The 17,768-nt window shown below is 49.4% G+C and carries 15 protein-coding genes and 1 tRNA gene; 4 read left to right on the plus strand and 12 right to left on the minus strand.

The window, feature by feature from the left end; translation table 11 throughout:
* Positions 1-1,899 carry an AAA domain-containing protein gene (locus tag SD10_RS10300; RefSeq protein WP_046573729.1) on the minus strand — a complete coding sequence of 633 codons (1,899 nt, stop codon included), beginning with the start codon at positions 1,897-1,899 and terminating at the stop codon, positions 1-3.
* Between the two features lie 187 nt (positions 1,900-2,086).
* On the opposite strand from SD10_RS10300, the gene SD10_RS10305 reads away from it, so the two are divergent.
* Positions 2,087-2,353, plus strand: a complete 267-nt coding sequence (locus SD10_RS10305) for a hypothetical protein (RefSeq protein WP_046573730.1) — start codon at positions 2,087-2,089, stop codon at positions 2,351-2,353.
* Between the two features lie 138 nt (positions 2,354-2,491).
* Here SD10_RS10305 and SD10_RS10310 read toward each other — a convergent pair whose 3' ends face one another.
* From SD10_RS10310 to SD10_RS10320, 3 genes are all read right to left on the minus strand, one after another.
* Positions 2,492-4,282, minus strand: a complete 1,791-nt coding sequence (locus tag SD10_RS10310; protein ID WP_046573731.1) for an AMP-dependent synthetase/ligase — start codon at positions 4,280-4,282, stop codon at positions 2,492-2,494.
* Between the two features lie 111 nt (positions 4,283-4,393).
* Positions 4,394-4,741, minus strand: a complete 348-nt coding sequence (locus tag SD10_RS10315; RefSeq protein WP_046573732.1) for a LytR/AlgR family response regulator transcription factor — start codon at positions 4,739-4,741, stop codon at positions 4,394-4,396.
* A gap of 162 nt (positions 4,742-4,903) precedes the next feature.
* Positions 4,904-5,842, minus strand: a complete 939-nt coding sequence (locus SD10_RS10320) for a dienelactone hydrolase family protein (protein WP_046573733.1) — start codon at positions 5,840-5,842, stop codon at positions 4,904-4,906.
* 230 nt (positions 5,843-6,072) lie between these two features.
* Between SD10_RS10320 and SD10_RS10325 the strand changes: the two genes are divergently transcribed.
* The gene (locus tag SD10_RS10325; protein ID WP_046573734.1) at positions 6,073-6,396 is read left to right on the plus strand and encodes a hypothetical protein; all 324 of its coding nucleotides are present in this window, start codon (positions 6,073-6,075) and stop codon (positions 6,394-6,396) included.
* A 14-nt stretch (positions 6,397-6,410) separates the two neighbouring features.
* On the opposite strand, the gene SD10_RS10330 is transcribed toward SD10_RS10325, so the two are convergent.
* The 8 genes from SD10_RS10330 to SD10_RS10365 form a co-directional block, all read right to left on the minus strand.
* Positions 6,411-7,328 (minus strand): PhzF family phenazine biosynthesis protein, encoded by a 918-nt coding sequence (locus tag SD10_RS10330; protein ID WP_046573735.1) that lies wholly within the window; start codon positions 7,326-7,328, stop codon positions 6,411-6,413.
* 142 nt (positions 7,329-7,470) lie between these two features.
* Complete coding sequence (locus SD10_RS10335; RefSeq protein ID WP_046573736.1) at positions 7,471-8,844, minus strand: LapA family protein; 1,374 nt, start codon at positions 8,842-8,844, stop codon at positions 7,471-7,473.
* 115 nt (positions 8,845-8,959) lie between these two features.
* Positions 8,960-9,913: a hypothetical protein gene (locus SD10_RS10340; protein WP_046573737.1), complete on the minus strand. Its 954-nt coding sequence runs from the start codon at positions 9,911-9,913 to the stop codon at positions 8,960-8,962.
* Positions 9,914-10,102: 189 nt separating this feature from the next.
* The gene (locus tag SD10_RS10345; RefSeq protein ID WP_046573738.1) at positions 10,103-10,822 is read right to left on the minus strand and encodes a hypothetical protein; all 720 of its coding nucleotides are present in this window, start codon (positions 10,820-10,822) and stop codon (positions 10,103-10,105) included.
* Positions 10,823-10,916: 94 nt separating this feature from the next.
* A complete protein-coding gene (locus tag SD10_RS10350) occupies positions 10,917-12,218 on the minus strand; it encodes an adenylosuccinate synthase (RefSeq protein WP_046573739.1) in 1,302 nt (433 codons plus the stop codon).
* A 245-nt stretch (positions 12,219-12,463) separates the two neighbouring features.
* Entirely contained in the window at positions 12,464-12,922 is a 459-nt protein-coding gene (locus SD10_RS10355; protein WP_046573740.1) for a DUF3291 domain-containing protein, read from the minus strand.
* A gap of 73 nt (positions 12,923-12,995) precedes the next feature.
* Positions 12,996-13,505, minus strand: a complete 510-nt coding sequence (locus SD10_RS10360) for a Fur family transcriptional regulator (RefSeq protein ID WP_046573741.1) — start codon at positions 13,503-13,505, stop codon at positions 12,996-12,998.
* A gap of 78 nt (positions 13,506-13,583) precedes the next feature.
* Positions 13,584-15,836 (minus strand): RelA/SpoT family protein, encoded by a 2,253-nt coding sequence (locus tag SD10_RS10365; protein WP_394330470.1) that lies wholly within the window; start codon positions 15,834-15,836, stop codon positions 13,584-13,586.
* Between the two features lie 223 nt (positions 15,837-16,059).
* Here SD10_RS10365 and SD10_RS10370 point away from each other — a divergent pair.
* Positions 16,060-16,141, plus strand: a tRNA-Leu gene (locus SD10_RS10370).
* Positions 16,142-16,256: 115 nt separating this feature from the next.
* Entirely contained in the window at positions 16,257-17,603 is a 1,347-nt protein-coding gene (gene tig / locus SD10_RS10375) for a trigger factor (protein WP_046573743.1), read from the plus strand.
* Positions 17,604-17,768: the final 165 nt, after the last annotated feature.

The following is a 17,768-nucleotide window of genomic DNA, read 5'->3' on the forward strand; positions in this document are numbered from 1 at the left end:
TTACATCCATTCCCAGGCACTCTGATAGGCATGGAGGTGTTCAGCATAGGTGATGAAATCTGCATAGAACGGAAGCCCCGACAAGGTGGCACTGTCGCCAATGACCACCAGTTTCTTGCGGGCGCGGGTCATGGCTACGTTCATCCGGCGAATATCCGAGAGAAAGCCAATCTCGCCCTGGTCGTTGCTTCTGGTCATGGAGATATAGACAATATCCCGCTCCTGTCCCTGAAAACTGTCGATGGTATTGACGGCTATTTTAGGGCGATATGGCTCCAGCTCAGGAGCATGCAGGAGTTGTTCATTCAGCAGATTCAGCTGTTGCTTGTAGGGCGAAATAATTGCAATGCTCGGGAAAGTTTCCGGAGTATAATAAGGTTCCAGTTCACTTACCACATGCGTAAGGTGTTTCATCAGAAAAGCAGCCTCATCCGGATTGGTTGAACTTGTACCTTCCAGCTTTTCCTCAAATCCACAACCTGCCGTATCGATGAACACTAAAGCACCATCGCCCGGGAATAATGAATGGGTTGCCACGGATGCATGCGCCCGCAACTGACTGCCGTAAAACACCTGCGATGAATACCCCATGATGTGCTCGTGCATGCGGTATTGCTCTTCCAGCAACGTGACGGCTTCGGGGTGTAAGGCCACGCACTTTTCCAGCAACGTCGTGCTTAACCCTTTACGGGCAGCTTCGCTCGATTTAATGGTGGGTGACAGTTGACAATGATCACCGGCCAGTACCAGTTTCTGCGCTTTCAGAATGGGTATCCAGCAAGCCGGTTCCAGCGCCTGGCCAGCTTCGTCAATGACAACCGTATGAAACTTGAGATTACGAATCATGTACTGATTTGAACCGACCAGCGTCGCCGTAATAACCTGCGCTTTGGCAATCAGATCATCGACAATATACTGCTCGGTATTACCAACGTCTTTCATAATCCGGTGAGCCTCATCAAATAAGGCTTTCCGCTGGTCGCGCTCGGCTTTGCCAAAACTGCGCTTGTATTTATGCGCCATGTTCTTGAACTCATTGGCCTGCTTTTTGAGCTTTTTAGCCTCTTTCATCAGGCTATGTTCCGCCATTTTATGATCCAGTGTGAGCGCCATCAACCGATCCGATATGCGGGCCGGATTTCCCACCCGAAGTACGTTCAAGCCTTCTTCGTGTAACTTTTCACTCAACAGATCGACCGCCGTGTTGCTGGGGGCCACGACCAGGATTTTTTGATGATCCTGTTTATTCAGGGCTTTGATGGCCTGAACCAGGGTGGTCGTTTTACCCGTACCGGGAGGACCGTGAACAATCGCCAACTCATTAGCCGACAGTATTTTTTCAACCGCCCTCAACTGGCTGTTATTGAGTTTTGGGATGGATGGTTTTGGAACGTCGGGATGGAACGTAGGGGAGGACTGGCCAATTAGAATAGACACCAGGCGATTTTTGGCGTCCTGACTCAGCGTGTTGGCTGTTTTAAGAGCCTCCTCCATCTCGTCGTAACTCTTATCGTCGAAGAGCATTTCGACGCCCAGCTTACCATCGCGCGACCAGTCAGGTAATTCGTCAGTCAGTATGGTGATCTTAAGTCGATTGCCGCTTTGGTACGCGATGGTTCCCTCCACCCGATCTGTTTTGGGATCGTGGTTACTGAAAAAGAGGGCGGGCATACCCGTTCGTAACTGATGCGACAAATCCTGATGCGTCGTACGTTCTACTTCGACTGTTACATAATCGCCCCGGCTCATTTCTGAACTTCTAATGGCGATGGGATACCAGGTTAGGCCATTGGCTCTGCGTTCGGCTATAGAGGTGGTTTCGGTAAGTCTACGGTACTGATTACGGTCTTCATCTCGTTCTGCTTTTAGTAAGTCGAGCAGGTGTTTAAAATAATCCATGCACAAAGGTAGCCAATTAGTCAGGCGTCCTGAAGCGAAAAATAGACAACAAATCCACCCTATTGGGCTTGTTTACCCTGAGGCTCAGGTGGCTATCAAAATTAAAGAAGCATTAAATAAGTACATATACTCATGTATTTACTGGCGGGATAAGTAATTTTAGAGAACAACCTAAATCTCTCACCTAATGCTTATCCTATTAGAAATCATTGATGTCAATAATCAGAAAAGATGTTTTTCCTGGTGGTTTGCCAGATTGGAACTTGCTTTCGACGTTATGAATGCCATTCAATCGACGGGTGCCAGACTTATCAGCGCTGAACTGATCGATGACGATCAGCGAATTCAATTGCCCATTCAGGCTTTTGATGGCGATGACATACCTTATTCAACGAAAATTCAGCAGTTGGAGCGCGAATGGCAGCAGCTTTTGAGTCTGTCCATCAACGAATAAACAGGTATTTGGTGTTAGCAATTAGGCGGGATTGTCATGCAATCAGTTAATCGATACACTTTATTTCATAGAGTAGGCCCGTATACCAATCGGATACATTAGCCTATTTCATGACAAGTAGCTAACTAGTCAGCCTGCCTAACTGGCATAAATACGAGCAATCTGGTCTTTGTAGTTTTCCCGAATTACTTTTCGTTTCAGCTTAAGCGTTGGGGTTAGCTCGCCTTTCTCGATCGTCCATTCTGCAGGCAAGAGCGTAAACTTTTTTACCTGTTCTACATGATTGAAAAAGTGGTTATAGCCCTCAACTTCCTCCGTTAATAGCGCCAGAACCGCTTTATCCGTTACGGCAGCCTCATCGCCCGGATACGTTTTTCCCTGCTGAGCATACCATTCTTTCACAGCTTTGAAGGACGGGACAAGCAGAGCACCAACAAACTTTTCCCCCTCGCCCACAACCATAATCTGCTCGATCCAGCGGCTCTCCACCAGTTTGTTCTCAATGGGTTGCGGAGCTACGTATTTGCCGCCACTGGTTTTAAAAAGTTCTTTCTTTCGGTCGGTGATCTTCAAAAATTTACCGTCAACCAGCGTACCGATATCGCCGGTATGGAGCCAGCCATCAATGACGGTTTCGGCGGTCAGGTCGGGGCGTTTGTAATAACCCATCATGATGTTGGGGCCTTTGCAGCGGATTTCGCCATCGTCGGCAAAGGCGATTTCAACATCCCTGAGCGGTGGGCCAACAGTGCCGAACATCCGGTTGGCATCGCTGTGGCGGTTTCCGCTGATGATCGGCGACGCTTCCGTGAGGCCATACCCTTCCATAATCACGATTTGGGCAGCTCCGAAGATGTTAAGCAATCGTACCTGGCAGGCGGCTGCTCCGGTAATGATGGCGCGGATTTGCCCACCCAGCGCTTCGCGCCATTTGCTGAAGACAAGCCGGTTCGCCACTGCCAATTGGAGCCGGTAACCAGGCGATTGGGGCACATTGTGTTCAAATCGCTCAGCCAGTTTCAAGGCCCAGTTGAACAGGCTACGTTTGATGCCGGTCTGTTCAGCGCCTTTGGCCAGAATGCCTTCATAGACTTTTTCGAGCAGGCGGGGGACGGTAGTAAAGAGCGTAGGCCGAACATCCCGCAGATTTTCACCAATCGTATCCATGCTTTCGGCGTAGTAGATAGCGGCTCCCCCGTAAATATAGCAGTAGGTGGCCATTCGCTCGAAGGCATGATTGAGGGGTAAAAAGCTAAGTGCTTTTTTGCCCTGAATGCCTACCTCGTTTAGCAGTATGGAACTGCTGAACACATTGCTCAGGATGTTGTGGTGCGAGAGCATAACCCCTTTGGGGGTACCCGTTGTACCAGACGTGTATAAAATTGTGACCAGATCGGCCGGGGTTATTGCCTGTCGTTGCTTGGCCAGTTGTGTGTTGAGTTCCGGCGTTAAGTCCACGACTAACTCCCGCCAATGCCGTATATTGGGAACCTGATCGAAGGTAAAGATGGCTTGTACGTTGGGCAGGTTGGGCTGGATACTGGCCACTTTTCGGGCTAGTGTCTCATCCCCGATGAACACCAGTTTGACGGCCGCATCCTGTAAAATGAATTGAAGTTCAACGGGGTTGATCGTTGGATAAATAGGTACGGAAACGGCTCCCGTCTGTTGAATAGCCAGGTCGACCAGCATCCATTCGGGTCGGTTTGTACTCAGGATGGCAATTTTGTCCCGGCCTTCGGCTGTGCCATCGCCGTCGGTTATGCCCTGCGTAAGCAAGCCTGCGCTAAGCTGATTGACCAGCTTGATCACTTCCTGCGTACTATAGCGACGCCACTGACCCGCTTCCCTGGCGCACAGCATGTCGTTGAGCGGGAAGTGTTGTTGTTGATACGTCAGGCATTCAAACAGCAGATTTGGTTCGTTCATCGAAACCTAGATTAGAGCATTCGTTTAGGTAATAACGATTTATTGGTAAGTAAAGGTTTTATCTGATCAATCCGCCGTACAATGGAGAAAGGCACCGTAGAGATTTAGGCATCAAATCTTGGCCGTACACCACGGGAATGACGCTAATTGTGGTTTCAAACGCTTGGTTTGTCGGCGGGAAATGGCCAGCTGCCTATCTTTCGAGAGCTGAACATAAGGCGTTACCGTAAACCGGGTTTTGTAGGCCACGATGTGATCGGGGTTAACCAGCGTTCCCTTATGGATGCGGAGAAAGCCGGGCAACCGTTCGGAGAAGCGCTTTAAGGTGATGGCTACGATCATTGGCTTGTTGCCAATCAGGTGAACCGTCGTGTAATTTCCCATGGCTTCCAGGTACTCGATAGAAGCCACCGGCACAGATCGCTTGGTGGTGAAATGAGGTAGTAATAATGTGTCCATCAGTTGTTTGAGGTGATGACGGGAAAGTAAAGCTACTGTCGTCTACCGGTCACAAAACTAGTCAGTACCTGATGTGGGCCATCGGCTTTCCGTATGAACTGTAGGAAAGAGGCCTTGAGCCGTTATGAATCAAGGATCAACGGAACGAACGTCTCTTATCAATCATAGCCATTTGGCGTAAAAAGCCATAATGTCCGCTCGCATAGGGGCTGTTTCCTGGTGGCCTACCTCGTAAATCCGCAGCTGCCAGGCAGACGGAGCGCCGTCTTTTTGGTAAGCCAATTTCAGCTCCTGATCAATTTTCATTAGTCCCGGTAAAGGGGTAAGTGGGTCGAATCGACCCGCTAGACTGAAGTGCGGACGAGGAGATATAAGCTCATTGATTTGCGCTGTTGTGAAATGGTTTAGTAAGTCGGGCACGTAATAATAAATGCCATGCAAGCCCAGCCCATTGGCCTTGATAAGTTCCTGATAATCGGTCAGGCAGCACAGATCGACACATACCTTAATGCGCTCGTCCAGGGCCGCCAGCCACCAGGCCATGGTACTCCCCATCGACATGCCCATCGTGCCTATGCGCCGGGTATCAATATCGGGTCTGGTTTCCAGGTAATCCAGTGCACGCAGGTTGTCGTAAACCATCATACCCCAAAGAACCTGACCCTGCCAGATCATTTCTTTAAAGGTGTCGGTTTCCTTTCGAGCCTGTCGCTCGCCGAAGCACCAACTGTCTATACACAGCCCGGCATAACCCGCCCGGGCTAAGGCCAGGGCATAAGGCGGTTTCTGCATTTCGGGTCTGCCACGAACGAACTCTTCTTTACCGACTTCATATTGCCCAAAATGCGAATGGTTGAACAGGACGACGGGAAGCTTGCCGGGTTTGTTTTTAGGCTTCGTAAAATAGGCTGGTACACGCTCAAGGCCATTGATGTCCAGAAGAAGCTTTTCAATGATGAGTTCATCCGTTTCCTGCGTAGAAACAACCTCAACGCTGATTGGTCTGTGTCGGTCGGGAAGTTTGCCAAGCAGTTGATACAACGTTTGGCGTTGTTTCTTCTTACTGGCTCCGGCCGACTCAGAAAGGCGCTGTCTGATCATTGGGGAATGGGTTGGCCTTGCAGGTAAGGCCAGTTTTAGCGGGGGCCAACTGTATAGTAATGTGATTAAAAAAGAGGTAATCGGTATCCATAACTTAGTAACCATATCGCCTGAGTTGATCAACGCAAGTTTGCCTTTTTTTGAGACTTTCCTAACACTCCTCCGCCTATGGAGTTCTTTACAAAGAATGGCGGCCTGATGGCTACCAGACCATAAACCTACACGTCCGAATGACAATCGAATTGTATGCAAGCCCCAAAACGCCGGGCGAATTGACACATCCCGAATCGCCCGTCTCGAATCTAAAAGGAGAACTTCCCGAAGCGGAACCCACCCTCGACTTTGGCGATCTGATCGACACGTTTGACTCGCGCGAAGAAGCCATTTCGTTTATTGAGAAACAGGTAGCCGGGCGAAATCAAGTGCTCACCGAAACAGAAAGCGGCCCTTTTGATGCCTATACCCATGTCGAATGGCTGACCGTCAGGATTCTGACCGAAGATAAACAAACGGAAAGCGAAAATTATTATCTGGTTACCGATGAAGGGTACTAGAGCCCCCGCTTAATCTACACGTACCAGATACCCTCCGAAATAAGTTTATTCCGGCCACCGACATTGAGCTGGTAATGCCCGTTTTCCAGCGATCCATCGAGGTATATATACGACTTTCGGCCTAATTGAAATCCCTGTTCGACTGTGGCGTGAATCCTGTTGTGCTGGTGCGTCAACAGATAAGCCAGAAAACAACCATTTGCGCTGCCCGTAGCTGCATCTTCGGAGAGTCTGTTATTTTCCGTCAGCAGCATTCTCGTATTGTACGAATTTCCCGGCTCATAAACCTCTTTCGTGAAGAAGAATAGCGATGTCGAGTGGCCCGTTTGGCTATTCGTTTTGTACTTGTTCCGAGCCAGCAAAAACGCTTTTAACGACGCGAAGGTAAGCGTTAATCTATCAATGGCTTCCCGGCTTTTCAACGGAATAATTATGTAAGGCAGCCCCGTACTGACTTCCTGAATTGGTAGTGATAAATCGATATCTTCGGGCTTGATATTCAGTTCGGCCGATACCTCGTTTCGGGTAAACGTATGGCCAAACTCAGGCTGCGCCTGGCGCATGGAGAAAATGCTTTCATCCAGCTTTTCAGGCTCCCGAATAGAAATCTCTATGTCCGAGTGAGCCAGTTCCAGCGTCAGTCGGGTTGGGGCTTGCGGCAGAATAAATTTGGTAATGATGTAACTCGTTCCCAGTGAGGGGTGGCCCGCAAAAGGAACCTCTTGTTCGGGGGTAAATATGCGAACAACAAACCGAAGGCCGTCTTTAATTGCTTTGATAAATGTCGTTTCGGCGAAGTTTATTTCGAGGGCCATCCGCTGCATGTGTTCATCAGAAAGCTGGTTGTCCAGATCCAGAAAAACGGCGAGCTGATTCCCTTCATATTTATTGGTAGCGAATACATCGACAATATAAAATTTGATTCCCTGCATATAGCGTCTGGTTTTTAAATCGAAGTGAGAGACCGAACTGTTAAATAGAAAAAAACGCTCCTCAGTATGCAAAACTGAAAGAGCGTTTTGAGTGGGGGAGGTTTGAGAACCTGCCCCCACGGTAGTCCAGAAAACGGATTAGTTACAACTCGTCCGAGAGAAATTTTCGAATTGTCTGATGGGGGCGCAGACCCGGCGCTTTTCCGTTCGCACCGTTGGCGGCTGGCGTACCCGTAGGCCGGGCCTCGTTTGGGCGGTTGCGGTTACCATTTTGAAGAGCCAGCATTTCTTTGCGAAGCTGACGCTGCTCTTCATCGCTCAACACAGTGCGGGTTGCTTCACCCTGACCGTAGCCGTCATTGAAGTTGCTGATGCGGCTGTCCGTTTGCGCTAGCTTCAACTCGGCTAGTAACTCGTTAAGTTCGGCGGTTACAGTTTGGCGTTGCTCTTTCAACTCAGTCAGGTCGGGTAGCAAATCGAGGTTGTGCTGCAACACGTTTTGCTGAGTGCGCTGTTCGGCCAATTCAGCGTCGAGTGGCGCAATTTCTTTGTCCAGCCGTTTCAGCCGACGGCGTAATTTCCAGAGCTTGATGTCAGCCTGTAGCCATCGAAACCAGAACGCCGACAGCACCGGCAAGGCAATGCCTAGGCATACGGCACCGGCCAGTGCGAACAGAATACCACTCAGGACAAACGAAAGCAAGGCCCATGGGCTGTTTACCAGCGCCAGATTCAACTCGCTCGATTCGCTTAACTGCTTTTCGATTTTGTTTATCGTCGACGGGCTCAGAACCTGGGTAGTGGCCGATGGATCGGTGTTTAGCTGAAGCTGCCGAACCGACTTGTTAATGGCCGATTTAAGCTGGTCTGTGCGATAGGCTTCGTACCGAAACCAGCCCAGCACGGCCAGCGTAATGACCGCGAACACCGCCAGGGCAATCTTGAACTGCCCGTATTTGCGTCCGTTTTTCTCCGGGTCTTCTTGGTACGGCTTCTCGATAAGCCGGTCGTAAGCGGGTTTCAGCAGGATAGACACCATAGCCAGACCAACGGCAAAGGCCCAGGCTTCGTTGGTGTTACGGATGTTAAGTGCGTAGGCAACAATTTCGTGCGAAATGATCAAATCACCCGCCAGGAAAGAAACGCCTGCTACCAAAAATAATAGCCCGGCAAAGAGCGAGTAATCTGGAGCGGCTTTGGTCCGTCGTTCACGTAAAGTATCCCGGTCCACCAACACCGCTTGGCGGTCCGCTTCACGCTGGCCTACTTGTTTGGCCAGCCGCTCCACCTGGAGGGTGTGCGTTTGTAAGTTGGCAAAAGCGGCCCGGTTTGCTTCAGTAGCCTCCGACAGTTGCTGATTAATGGTATCAACTTCTGTCCGTTTTTCCTCGATTCGTTCCGTTAGCCAGTCTGTGTTGATCTGGCTCGACAGATATCCTTCGTATGTTTCCCGATTAACACCTTCTACACCACTTGTATAGCCGTGCTGGAAGTCTGGGTTGTTTGTTGGCTCCATAAAGAATGATTAATGATAAACGATAAAAACAGAACCGATTAGCCAACAACAGGCCATTTCGGTTCAGCGACAACTCATGAAAGGAGACGTTCATTCATCAGGGCTACATCATCTATCATTCATAATTTAACATTGAATTCCGCTGTTGCTCAGAGAGTCGGTCGCGGAGGCTGCGGGCAAGTTCAAACTCGCTCACAAATAAGTTAACAAGTTCATCACGCCGGGTGTTCAATTGCGTGATTTGCGCCTGCGTATGATTCAGGGCTGTAACCAGTGGCCACTTCTGAATGCGAAGCGTATCGACTTCCTGATTTAAGCGGTCAATTTCGGCTTGCCAGCCAGGTAAACGTTGTGCTTTTGTTTGAATCGACTGGCGATTCGCGTCTATATTGGCAAGGGCGGTTTGTAAGGCAACGAGATTGCTTAAAAACAGGTTTCCAGCCAGAAGGAACAGGAAAAAAACAAACGAGAATAAGGCAATTGCCTGTCCTGTCGACTGCGATTGAAGCGCCTGCACCAGCACAAATACCGATGCCGCTAAGGGTAAGCCTGTTTCTGCTAAAATCCGCCGAACCGACAACTGGGGTCCATCCTCGTATAAGAACGACGTTCGGCTAAACAAATTGAACATACCGGCCAAAAATACGCCCACAGCGATCAGCCGATTGGGGAACAGCGGGCGTAGTGTTTCGTCGATCAGATAGAAATTGCAGACACAAACGCCCAGCGAGAGGACTAAACTCACCACCGTTCGAATTAGGTTGTTGGGGCGGGGCTCACGAGCCAGCAACTCGTTGATTTGGTCACGAAGGGTGGTAATCCGGTTCTCACGCTGTTCGATAAAGAGATTGAGCTCACCAATTCGCTCGGTGCTTTCATCTACCATTTCGTCGAACGGCGCCGTTTGCCGGGCAAAAAACGCCCGTATCTGCGCAACTTTCCCGTCTGGCCGAGCCTCCGACAAGCCAAACAGGACTCCTTCATCCCGCAACGAATCCTCATCGGCAAGCCAGGCTGGCAAAGGCTCCGGGGTGTAGGCTGACCGGGTGGTTCCTGGTTGTGTACTCAAAACAGGCGGTTGCGAAACTGATACTATAGCTAATGGAGCCGGTGTGACTACTGGCGCAGGAGGTGCAGGGGCAGCTGAAAGGGAACGGCGGAGTCGTTGGAAAAACGTCATTAGAAAACGCTGACGAAAGATAATGGATGTACTGGATTCATAATAGTGAACGGCCTGAGCAGCCTAAACGTGCGTTGGTCAAAGCCGGAATACGCGCTGTAGAGCGCTCCAGAGCCGTTTTTTTAAATTCTGATCGGCTTCAATCGTCGGTAGTGAGTCAGCCATTAGAAACGTAATGCCCTCGAACCGAACCGGCGAATAACGGTCCATCATAATGTCGAGGTTAATTCGCTCAAAGGGCACGCCAAATGTGATGAAATGATTGATGTATTTCCCGCGCAGCAACTCCGCAAAGTCCATGCCCTGGACGCCGTGTAGATTCAATAAGTCAACACCATCGACATTCAGGTTAACAGCTTTGAGGATTTTTTCGAGAAACAGCAGATTGCTCGGGTCCAATTCTTCATCGGCCAACAGCAGTACTTTGTGGTTTAGCTGGGGCATTCGCGGCTGTTTTTGAATTGGGGGTAAGATAGACGGTGTCGTGGGGCGTGGGGCGGGTTGCGGCAACGGTTCGGGGGGGGCCTTTGCCGGAGCCGGTTCCAACGTTGGCAGCACAGCAACAATAGGTGGCGTATCGATAACAATCTCTACCGCATCCGCCGGAACAACCGATGCGCTAACCAGTAACTCATCCAGCTCAGACAGCAAATCCGGTGTATGATCAATAACCAACGCGCTGTCTATAGCTGGTGATTCGACCATAGTTGCCTCCGTTGGCAACGCCCATGATTCCCCATCCACTCTAAAGATAGTGTCGGTCTGGTAGACAGTTTGATAAAAATTCTTTACGGACATACCCCTCATTCGTTTCGTCAAAAATAGGCAAAAAAGCCGCCCCTGCTTGTATTGCGGGGGCGGCTGTCAGACAATTCGTGCTAATACAGGTAGCCTAAGCAATTACGGCCTGCCGGTGAATGATGGCTTCACGGTCGGGGCTGGTCGAGATAAAGTTGATGGGGAGCCCTAAGGTATCTTCCAGGAAGTAGACATACGTGGCCAGCTCAGCAGGTACATCGACAAACGAACGGATGTCGGTCAGGTCGGTTTTCCAGCCTTTGAATGTTTTATACACCGGCGTCACGTCTGTATCGCACAGGTCGTATGGCATCTGTTCGGAAAGCGTACCATCGGCGAGTTTATAGTGTGTGCAGACTTTGATTTCGTCGAAGATATTCAGGACGTCGACTTTCATCATCACTAACTGTGTTACACCGTTAATCATGATGGCGTATTTCAGAGCGGGTAAATCCAGCCAGCCACACCGGCGCGGACGGCCCGTGGTCGCGCCAAACTCACGGCCTTCCTTACGGATCATTTCGCCCGTTTCGTTGTTCAGTTCGGTTGGGAAAGGACCGCTACCTACGCGGGTACAATAGGCTTTAAAAATCCCAAATACTTCACCAATCTTGCTTGGAGCTATTCCTAAACCGGTGCAGGCACCGGCCGCCATTGTGCTGGAGGACGTTACGAATGGGTAAGAACCAAAGTCAATATCAAGCAGGGAGCCTTGTGCCCCTTCGGCCAGCACTTTTTTGCCACTCGTTATTGCTTCGTTTATGCTGTATTCGCTGTCTGTCAGTTCAAATTGCTTCATAAACTCAACCGCGCCGAAGAATTCAGCTTCTGCCTGAGGCAGTGCCGACGCATAATCGAAGTTGTTCTGCTCCAGAATGACTTTGTGAACGGCCACCAGTTTCTCGTACTTATCTGAGAAGTTGGGCGACTCAATATCACCAACCCGCAGCCCTAATCGGGCCACTTTGTCCTGATAAGTAGGCCCGATTCCCCGCAGCGTAGACCCAATTTTCGATTCACCCTTGGCTTGTTCATAGGCCGCATCCAGCAGTCGGTGCGTTGGCAAAATGATGGAAGCCTTACGGGAAATTTGCAGCCGGGCCGCCGGGCGGTTCTCCGTCAGAGCCAAGTTATATTTGGCTAGTCCGTCGATTTCTTTTTTAAACACGATTGGGTCAAGCACAACGCCATTGCCGATGATGTTGAGGATGTCATTGCGAAAAATGCCGGACGGAATTTGATGCAACACGTGCTTGAACCCGTTGAATTCGAGGGTGTGACCCGCGTTGGGACCACCCTGGAAGCGGGCTACAACCTGATACTGCGGAGCCAGTACGTCCACAATCTTCCCTTTTCCTTCGTCGCCCCACTGGAGGCCTAATAAAACATCGATCATTCTTGAAATAATTAAAAAATGCCCCGATCAAGCAGCCATACTTTGTTATTAAATCGGAAAATAGCAACAGTCACTTTTCCTGGAAACAGGTATATCATTGGTGAGCATACTGCTTTAGCTAATTGCATTGTATGGCCCATATGCATAAAATCATCGATGCCCTGTTTTTTCTGAGTGTCAGAATAAAATCAACCAGTGTCAGATATGGATTCATCTTATTTGGCGATTGGTCGTAGAGACTCTCCTTACATAAAATTGGTTTCGACCGGTTCGGGCCAGACATCCCGAAACGTAAAGGCAAATGGTCCCGGTCCGTTCGTATTTAGCTGGTTAAGCCGCTCTTTTGCTTCATCAACAGTTGGCACGTGACCAGTCGGAATCCACCATAAAACGGTCATTATTTGCTCTGGTTTTTCAAACCACTTCCGTCGATCTTTCATTACGGCGGTATGGTTACTCTTGAACACAAATGCCTGTAACTGCTCGACGGATGCCCAAACGGACATGTTAACAATAATACGCTCATCATCGAACGGACGCAGACTGGTGGCATCGTTCCCATCGCCGGTGAGCCGCCAGATAAACCCATCACTTTGCTCAGCCAGTTGGTTAATTGTATCGAGCTGGGCAACAAAATCGGCCATAATCGGATGGTTTATATCCGGCGCGAGCATCCGTGAAATATTCAGTTGAGCCAGCGGCATAAATAATGTATGGTGTAAGATATAGGATGCATGTTTATTCTTTAACAGTACATCCTATATCTTACATAATAACCTATCCTTCAACAGGTACCTGCATCACCTGCGTATCTTTCTCGGCATCTTGTCGGTTCTCACACCGGTCACGGGCGCAGGAGCCGTAGAATATGAGGGAGTGGTGCATGACGTTGAACTTTAACAAATCACCCACCATGTTCTGAATATTCTGGACGCGTGGGTCACAGAACTCCATCACCTTATGGCAGTCTGTACAGATCAGGTGGTCGTGTTGCCGGAACCCATATGATTTTTCGTACTGGGCCAGGTTTCGCCCGAACTGATGCTTGGTGACCAGGTCACAGTCAACCAGTACGTCCAGCGTATTATAGACCGTGGCTCGGCTAACCCGGTACTTTTTGTTTTTCATGGAGATATACAACTCATCCACATCGAAGTGGTCTTGCCGGTTGTAAATCTCTTCCAGTATGGCAAACCGCTCGGGCGTTTTTCGAAGGCCCTTCCGTTCCAGGTAGGCCCGAAAAATCATTTGAGCAGCATCTAAATTTGTTTGAGTCGGAGCAGGCATAAGACAAAAGTAGTGATGAATCATGAATGATGCGTATCGAAACGAAAGCCGGTCATCATTCATGATCCATATCCATCATTAAGAATCAAAACGTACGACCTCGAACACCCCCTGAACGCGCTCGAGTTTCTGCATCAGGGTTTCGAGGTGACCCGTATCGTGAACGTAGAGCCGGATATTTCCCTCAAAGATACCGTCTTTCGAATCAATCGCCACAGAACGCATATTAATGTGCAGTTCATTGCTGATTACCCGCGTCACATCATTGATCAAACCAACGCGGTCGGTGCCCGTAATTCGGAGCCCGGCCAGAAAAGCCAGCTCTTTCTGGGACGTCCATTTGGCCTTAATAATCCGGTTGCCGTGATTGGACATCAGCTCAACGGCGTTCGGACAGGTGACCCGGTGAATTTTTATGCCATCATTAATGGTCACAAAGCCAAAAACGTCGTCGCCCGAAATTGGGTTGCAGCATTTGGAGAGCGTGTAGTCAATCTTATCCATATCCTCCCCAATGAGGAGCATGTCGGCATCGGCCCGTTCGCCATGAATTTTCTTTAACTCCTTGACAAACGCCTTGGCGTCGGGCAGGGCGTCGGTATTGAGTTTGTTGGCGCGGTTTTCTTTCGCTTCTTTATCCGATTTGAACTTTTTGAGTTCGGCAACGTCGATGTGTCCTTTGCCAATACGGTAAAAAAAGTCGTCGGTGGTTTTCGAGCCAAAGTAAGCCCGTAACTGGTTGATAACCTCGTTGGTCATCTCCATGCGCAGCACCCGCAGTTTTTTGTTGACCAGCTCGCGACCATCCGTCACGAACCGCTTATTTTCCTCCTTAATTAAGTCCTTAATCTTGGTTCTGGCCTTCGACGTAACCACAAACCGCAGCCAGTCTTCGCTGGGTTTCTGGCGGTTGGAAGTAATAACTTCGACCTGGTCCCCATTTTGCAGCACATAGCTCAGCGGTACCAGCGTGTTATTGACCTTTGCTGCCATGCATCGTGCCCCAATCTGGGTGTGAATATCGAACGCAAAGTCGAGGGCTGTTGCGCCACGCTGCAGTACCTGAAGATCGCCTTTGGGCGTAAATACAAAGACTTCTTCGCTGTACAAATTGCTTCGGAAATCATCGACAAACTCAATGGCCGCTTTTTTATCGCCTTTGCCGGCCGACTCGATCATGTCGCGAACCTGGCTGATCCAGGCTTCAATGCCAGCCCCGGTCTGGGTGTCGTTGCCCTTGTATTTCCAGTGGGCAGCGTAGCCTTTTTCGGCAATTTCGTTCATCCGTTCGGTCCGGATCTGAACCTCAACCCATTGGCCCAGGCGGCTCATCACGGTTGTGTGGAGCGACTCGTACCCGTTGGTTCGTGGCGTACTGATCCAGTCTTTCAACCGATCGGGGTTTGGTTTATAATGATCCGTTACGATGGAATAGGCCCGCCAGCAGGCGGCTTTTTCCTCGTCCTGTGGTACGTCCAGAATAATGCGGACGGCAAACAAATCGTAAATTTCCTCGAAGGGCTTTTTCGATTTGTTCAGTTTTGTCCAGATCGAATAAATGGATTTGGGCCGTCCTTTAATAACGTATTTAATACCCGTTTCGGCCAGATCCTTTTCGATTGGCTCAATAAACCGGCCAATAAACCGATCACGCGCCAGTCGGGTTTCGCGTAGTTTCTTGGCAATGTCTTTATAGGCTTCCGGCTCTACATGTTTCAGATACAAGTCTTCCAGCTCCGACTTAATGCTGTACAAGCCCAGCCGGTGAGCCAGCGGGGCGTAGATATAGATTGTCTCGGAGGCAATTTTCAACTGCTTGTCGCGGGGCATCGAGTCCAGCGTTCGCATGTTGTGAAGCCGGTCGGCGAGCTTGATCAGAATCACCCGGACATCGTCTGACAAAGTCAGCAGCATCTTCCGGAAATTTTCGGCCTGTTGTGAGGTTCCGTATTCAAAATAGCCTGAGATCTTGGTCAGGCCATCAATGATTTTGGCCACTTTAGGGCCGAATGCCCGGTCAATGTCGTCAATTGTAGTGTCCGTATCTTCCACAACATCGTGCAGAAGAGCGGCTACGATACTGGTCGTTCCCAGGCCGATTTCCTCGACAGCAATCTGAGCGACGGCCAATGGATGGTAAATATAGGGTTCCCCCGACCGGCGACGCATATTTTTATGCGCTTCGGCCGATGTATTGAACGCTTTCTTGATCAGCTTGGCGTCATCGCCTTTTAACATTGGTTTGGCTGCCCGCAGTAAGCGTCGGTAGCGTTTCAGGATTTCCTGCCGCTCCAGTTCTAAATCAATAACAGGTTCGGCTGAGACATTCATCATATTGGCTTCGTTGCGGTAATTGCCTGTAGGTTGTACTCTTACTACAAGTTAACAAATTAATAATCGAAAAAGGATAGCTTACTCGTTAAAAATAAAACCTTCTGAAAAAATGCTTGGTACATTCAATTCTTTTTGTACTTTTGCACCCTGAAATGTCTGAAATGACTACTGGTCAGTCGGCTTTCAGCGAACAGAATCTACCGGTTCGGGCCATTAATTTGCGGGCGTGGCGAAATTGGTAGACGTGCCAGACTTAGGATCTGGTGCCGCAAGGCATGGGGGTTCGAGTCCCTCCGCCCGTACAAAACAACGAAAAGAGTGAAAGAACGAATGAGTGAAAGAGTGCAAGGTTTTCGGACATTCGCGCTTTCACTCTTTCGTTCTCTCGCTCTTTAGTCATTTTAAAACGATACAAACGTGGATATTACTCTAGAAAAAGCCAGCGACACGAATGCCTCGCTGAAGATTACGCTGACCCCGGCCGACTATAAGCCAGAAGTTGATAAAAAGCTGAAAGATTACGGTCGCAAGGTTCAATTGAAGGGGTTCCGCCCAGGTCACGTTCCCGCGTCGCTCGTTCAGAAAATGTATGGCAAGAGTATTCTGGTCGACGAGATCAATGCCATGTTGAGCAAAACGGTTAGTCAGTATATCCGCGAAAACAAACTTCAGGTTGTCGGTGATCCCGTTCCTGACCGGGAGCAGGCCGAAGCCATCGATTGGGATAACCAATCGGATTTTGCCTTCAGCTACACGCTGGGTCTGGCTTCAGAATTCGATATCGACTTCAGCGATCTGCCAAGCGTTACCCAATACGAAATTCAGGCTGGTGAAGCTGAGATCGATTCGACCATTGCTGATCTGCAACAACGGTTTCATACCCACGCTCATGGCGAAGATGTGAACGATGGCGACACGATCTACGGAGAATTAAAGCAGGTCGACGGTCCGTTCACCGCCAAGACGGCCTTCCCAACCAACCAGATGGCCGAAGAGGCCAAAGGTCAGTTTGTGGGTAAGAAAAAAGGGGATGTTATCACGTTTGTTCTGGAGCAGGCTTTCCCGGATGAAAAAGCACGTGCCAATGCCACCGGCGCTCCGAAAGAAGAAGTAGCGAACCTAACCGGCGAATTTACGTTCGAAGTGGATGATGTAACCCGTCATGAACCCGCCGAATTGAATCAGGAGTTTTTCGATAAAGTACTGGGGGTAGGCGCTGTCTCCGATGAAGAGCAGTTCCGTGCGAAAGTGGCCGAAATCATTAAAGGAAACTATGGCCGTGAGTCAGCCCAGTTGCTGCGGTTGGATATCGAAAAAACATTGATCGACAACACGCCCATCCTGCTGCCTGATGAGTTTCTGAAAAATTGGTTGCTGGAAGTAAACGAAGGCAAATTCACACCCGAGCAAATTGAGGAGCAATATGACGATTTCACAAAGTCGGTGAAACTGCAGCTCATCAAAAACAAGATCGCCGAAAAAGCGGACATCAATGTTGAGTTCGACGAAGTTCTGGCTGTAACCCGACTGATGGTTCAGGAGCAGTTTGGCTTCATGGGTAGCGAAGACGAAGAAATGAATAAAACCATTGACCGTATCGCCCGTAACTACCTGATGGACGAAAAGAACAATGGACAGAATTACACCAACACGTTTAACCGGGTGTATGACGATAAAGTAATTGAGTACGCTAAAACCCAACTGACAATTGTAACCCAGGAAGTGACCGTCGATGAGTTTAAGGCATTGGTTGAGAATCGGTAGACAATCGATTTTCGTTTGGCAAAAAGGCTCGGTCGTTGACTGGGCCTTTTTGCGTTTATAGAGCTATACTACCGTTTCTGTAAAACAGCGCCTTGCATTCAACGCAGGCCTGTATCTTTCCTTCCGTCAATCATTTGGTTGTATTGATACCAGGCTTTAAACGTA

The sequence above is a fragment of the Spirosoma radiotolerans genome (assembly GCF_000974425.1).
Taxonomy (GTDB): Bacteria; Bacteroidota; Bacteroidia; order Cytophagales; family Spirosomataceae; genus Spirosoma; species Spirosoma radiotolerans.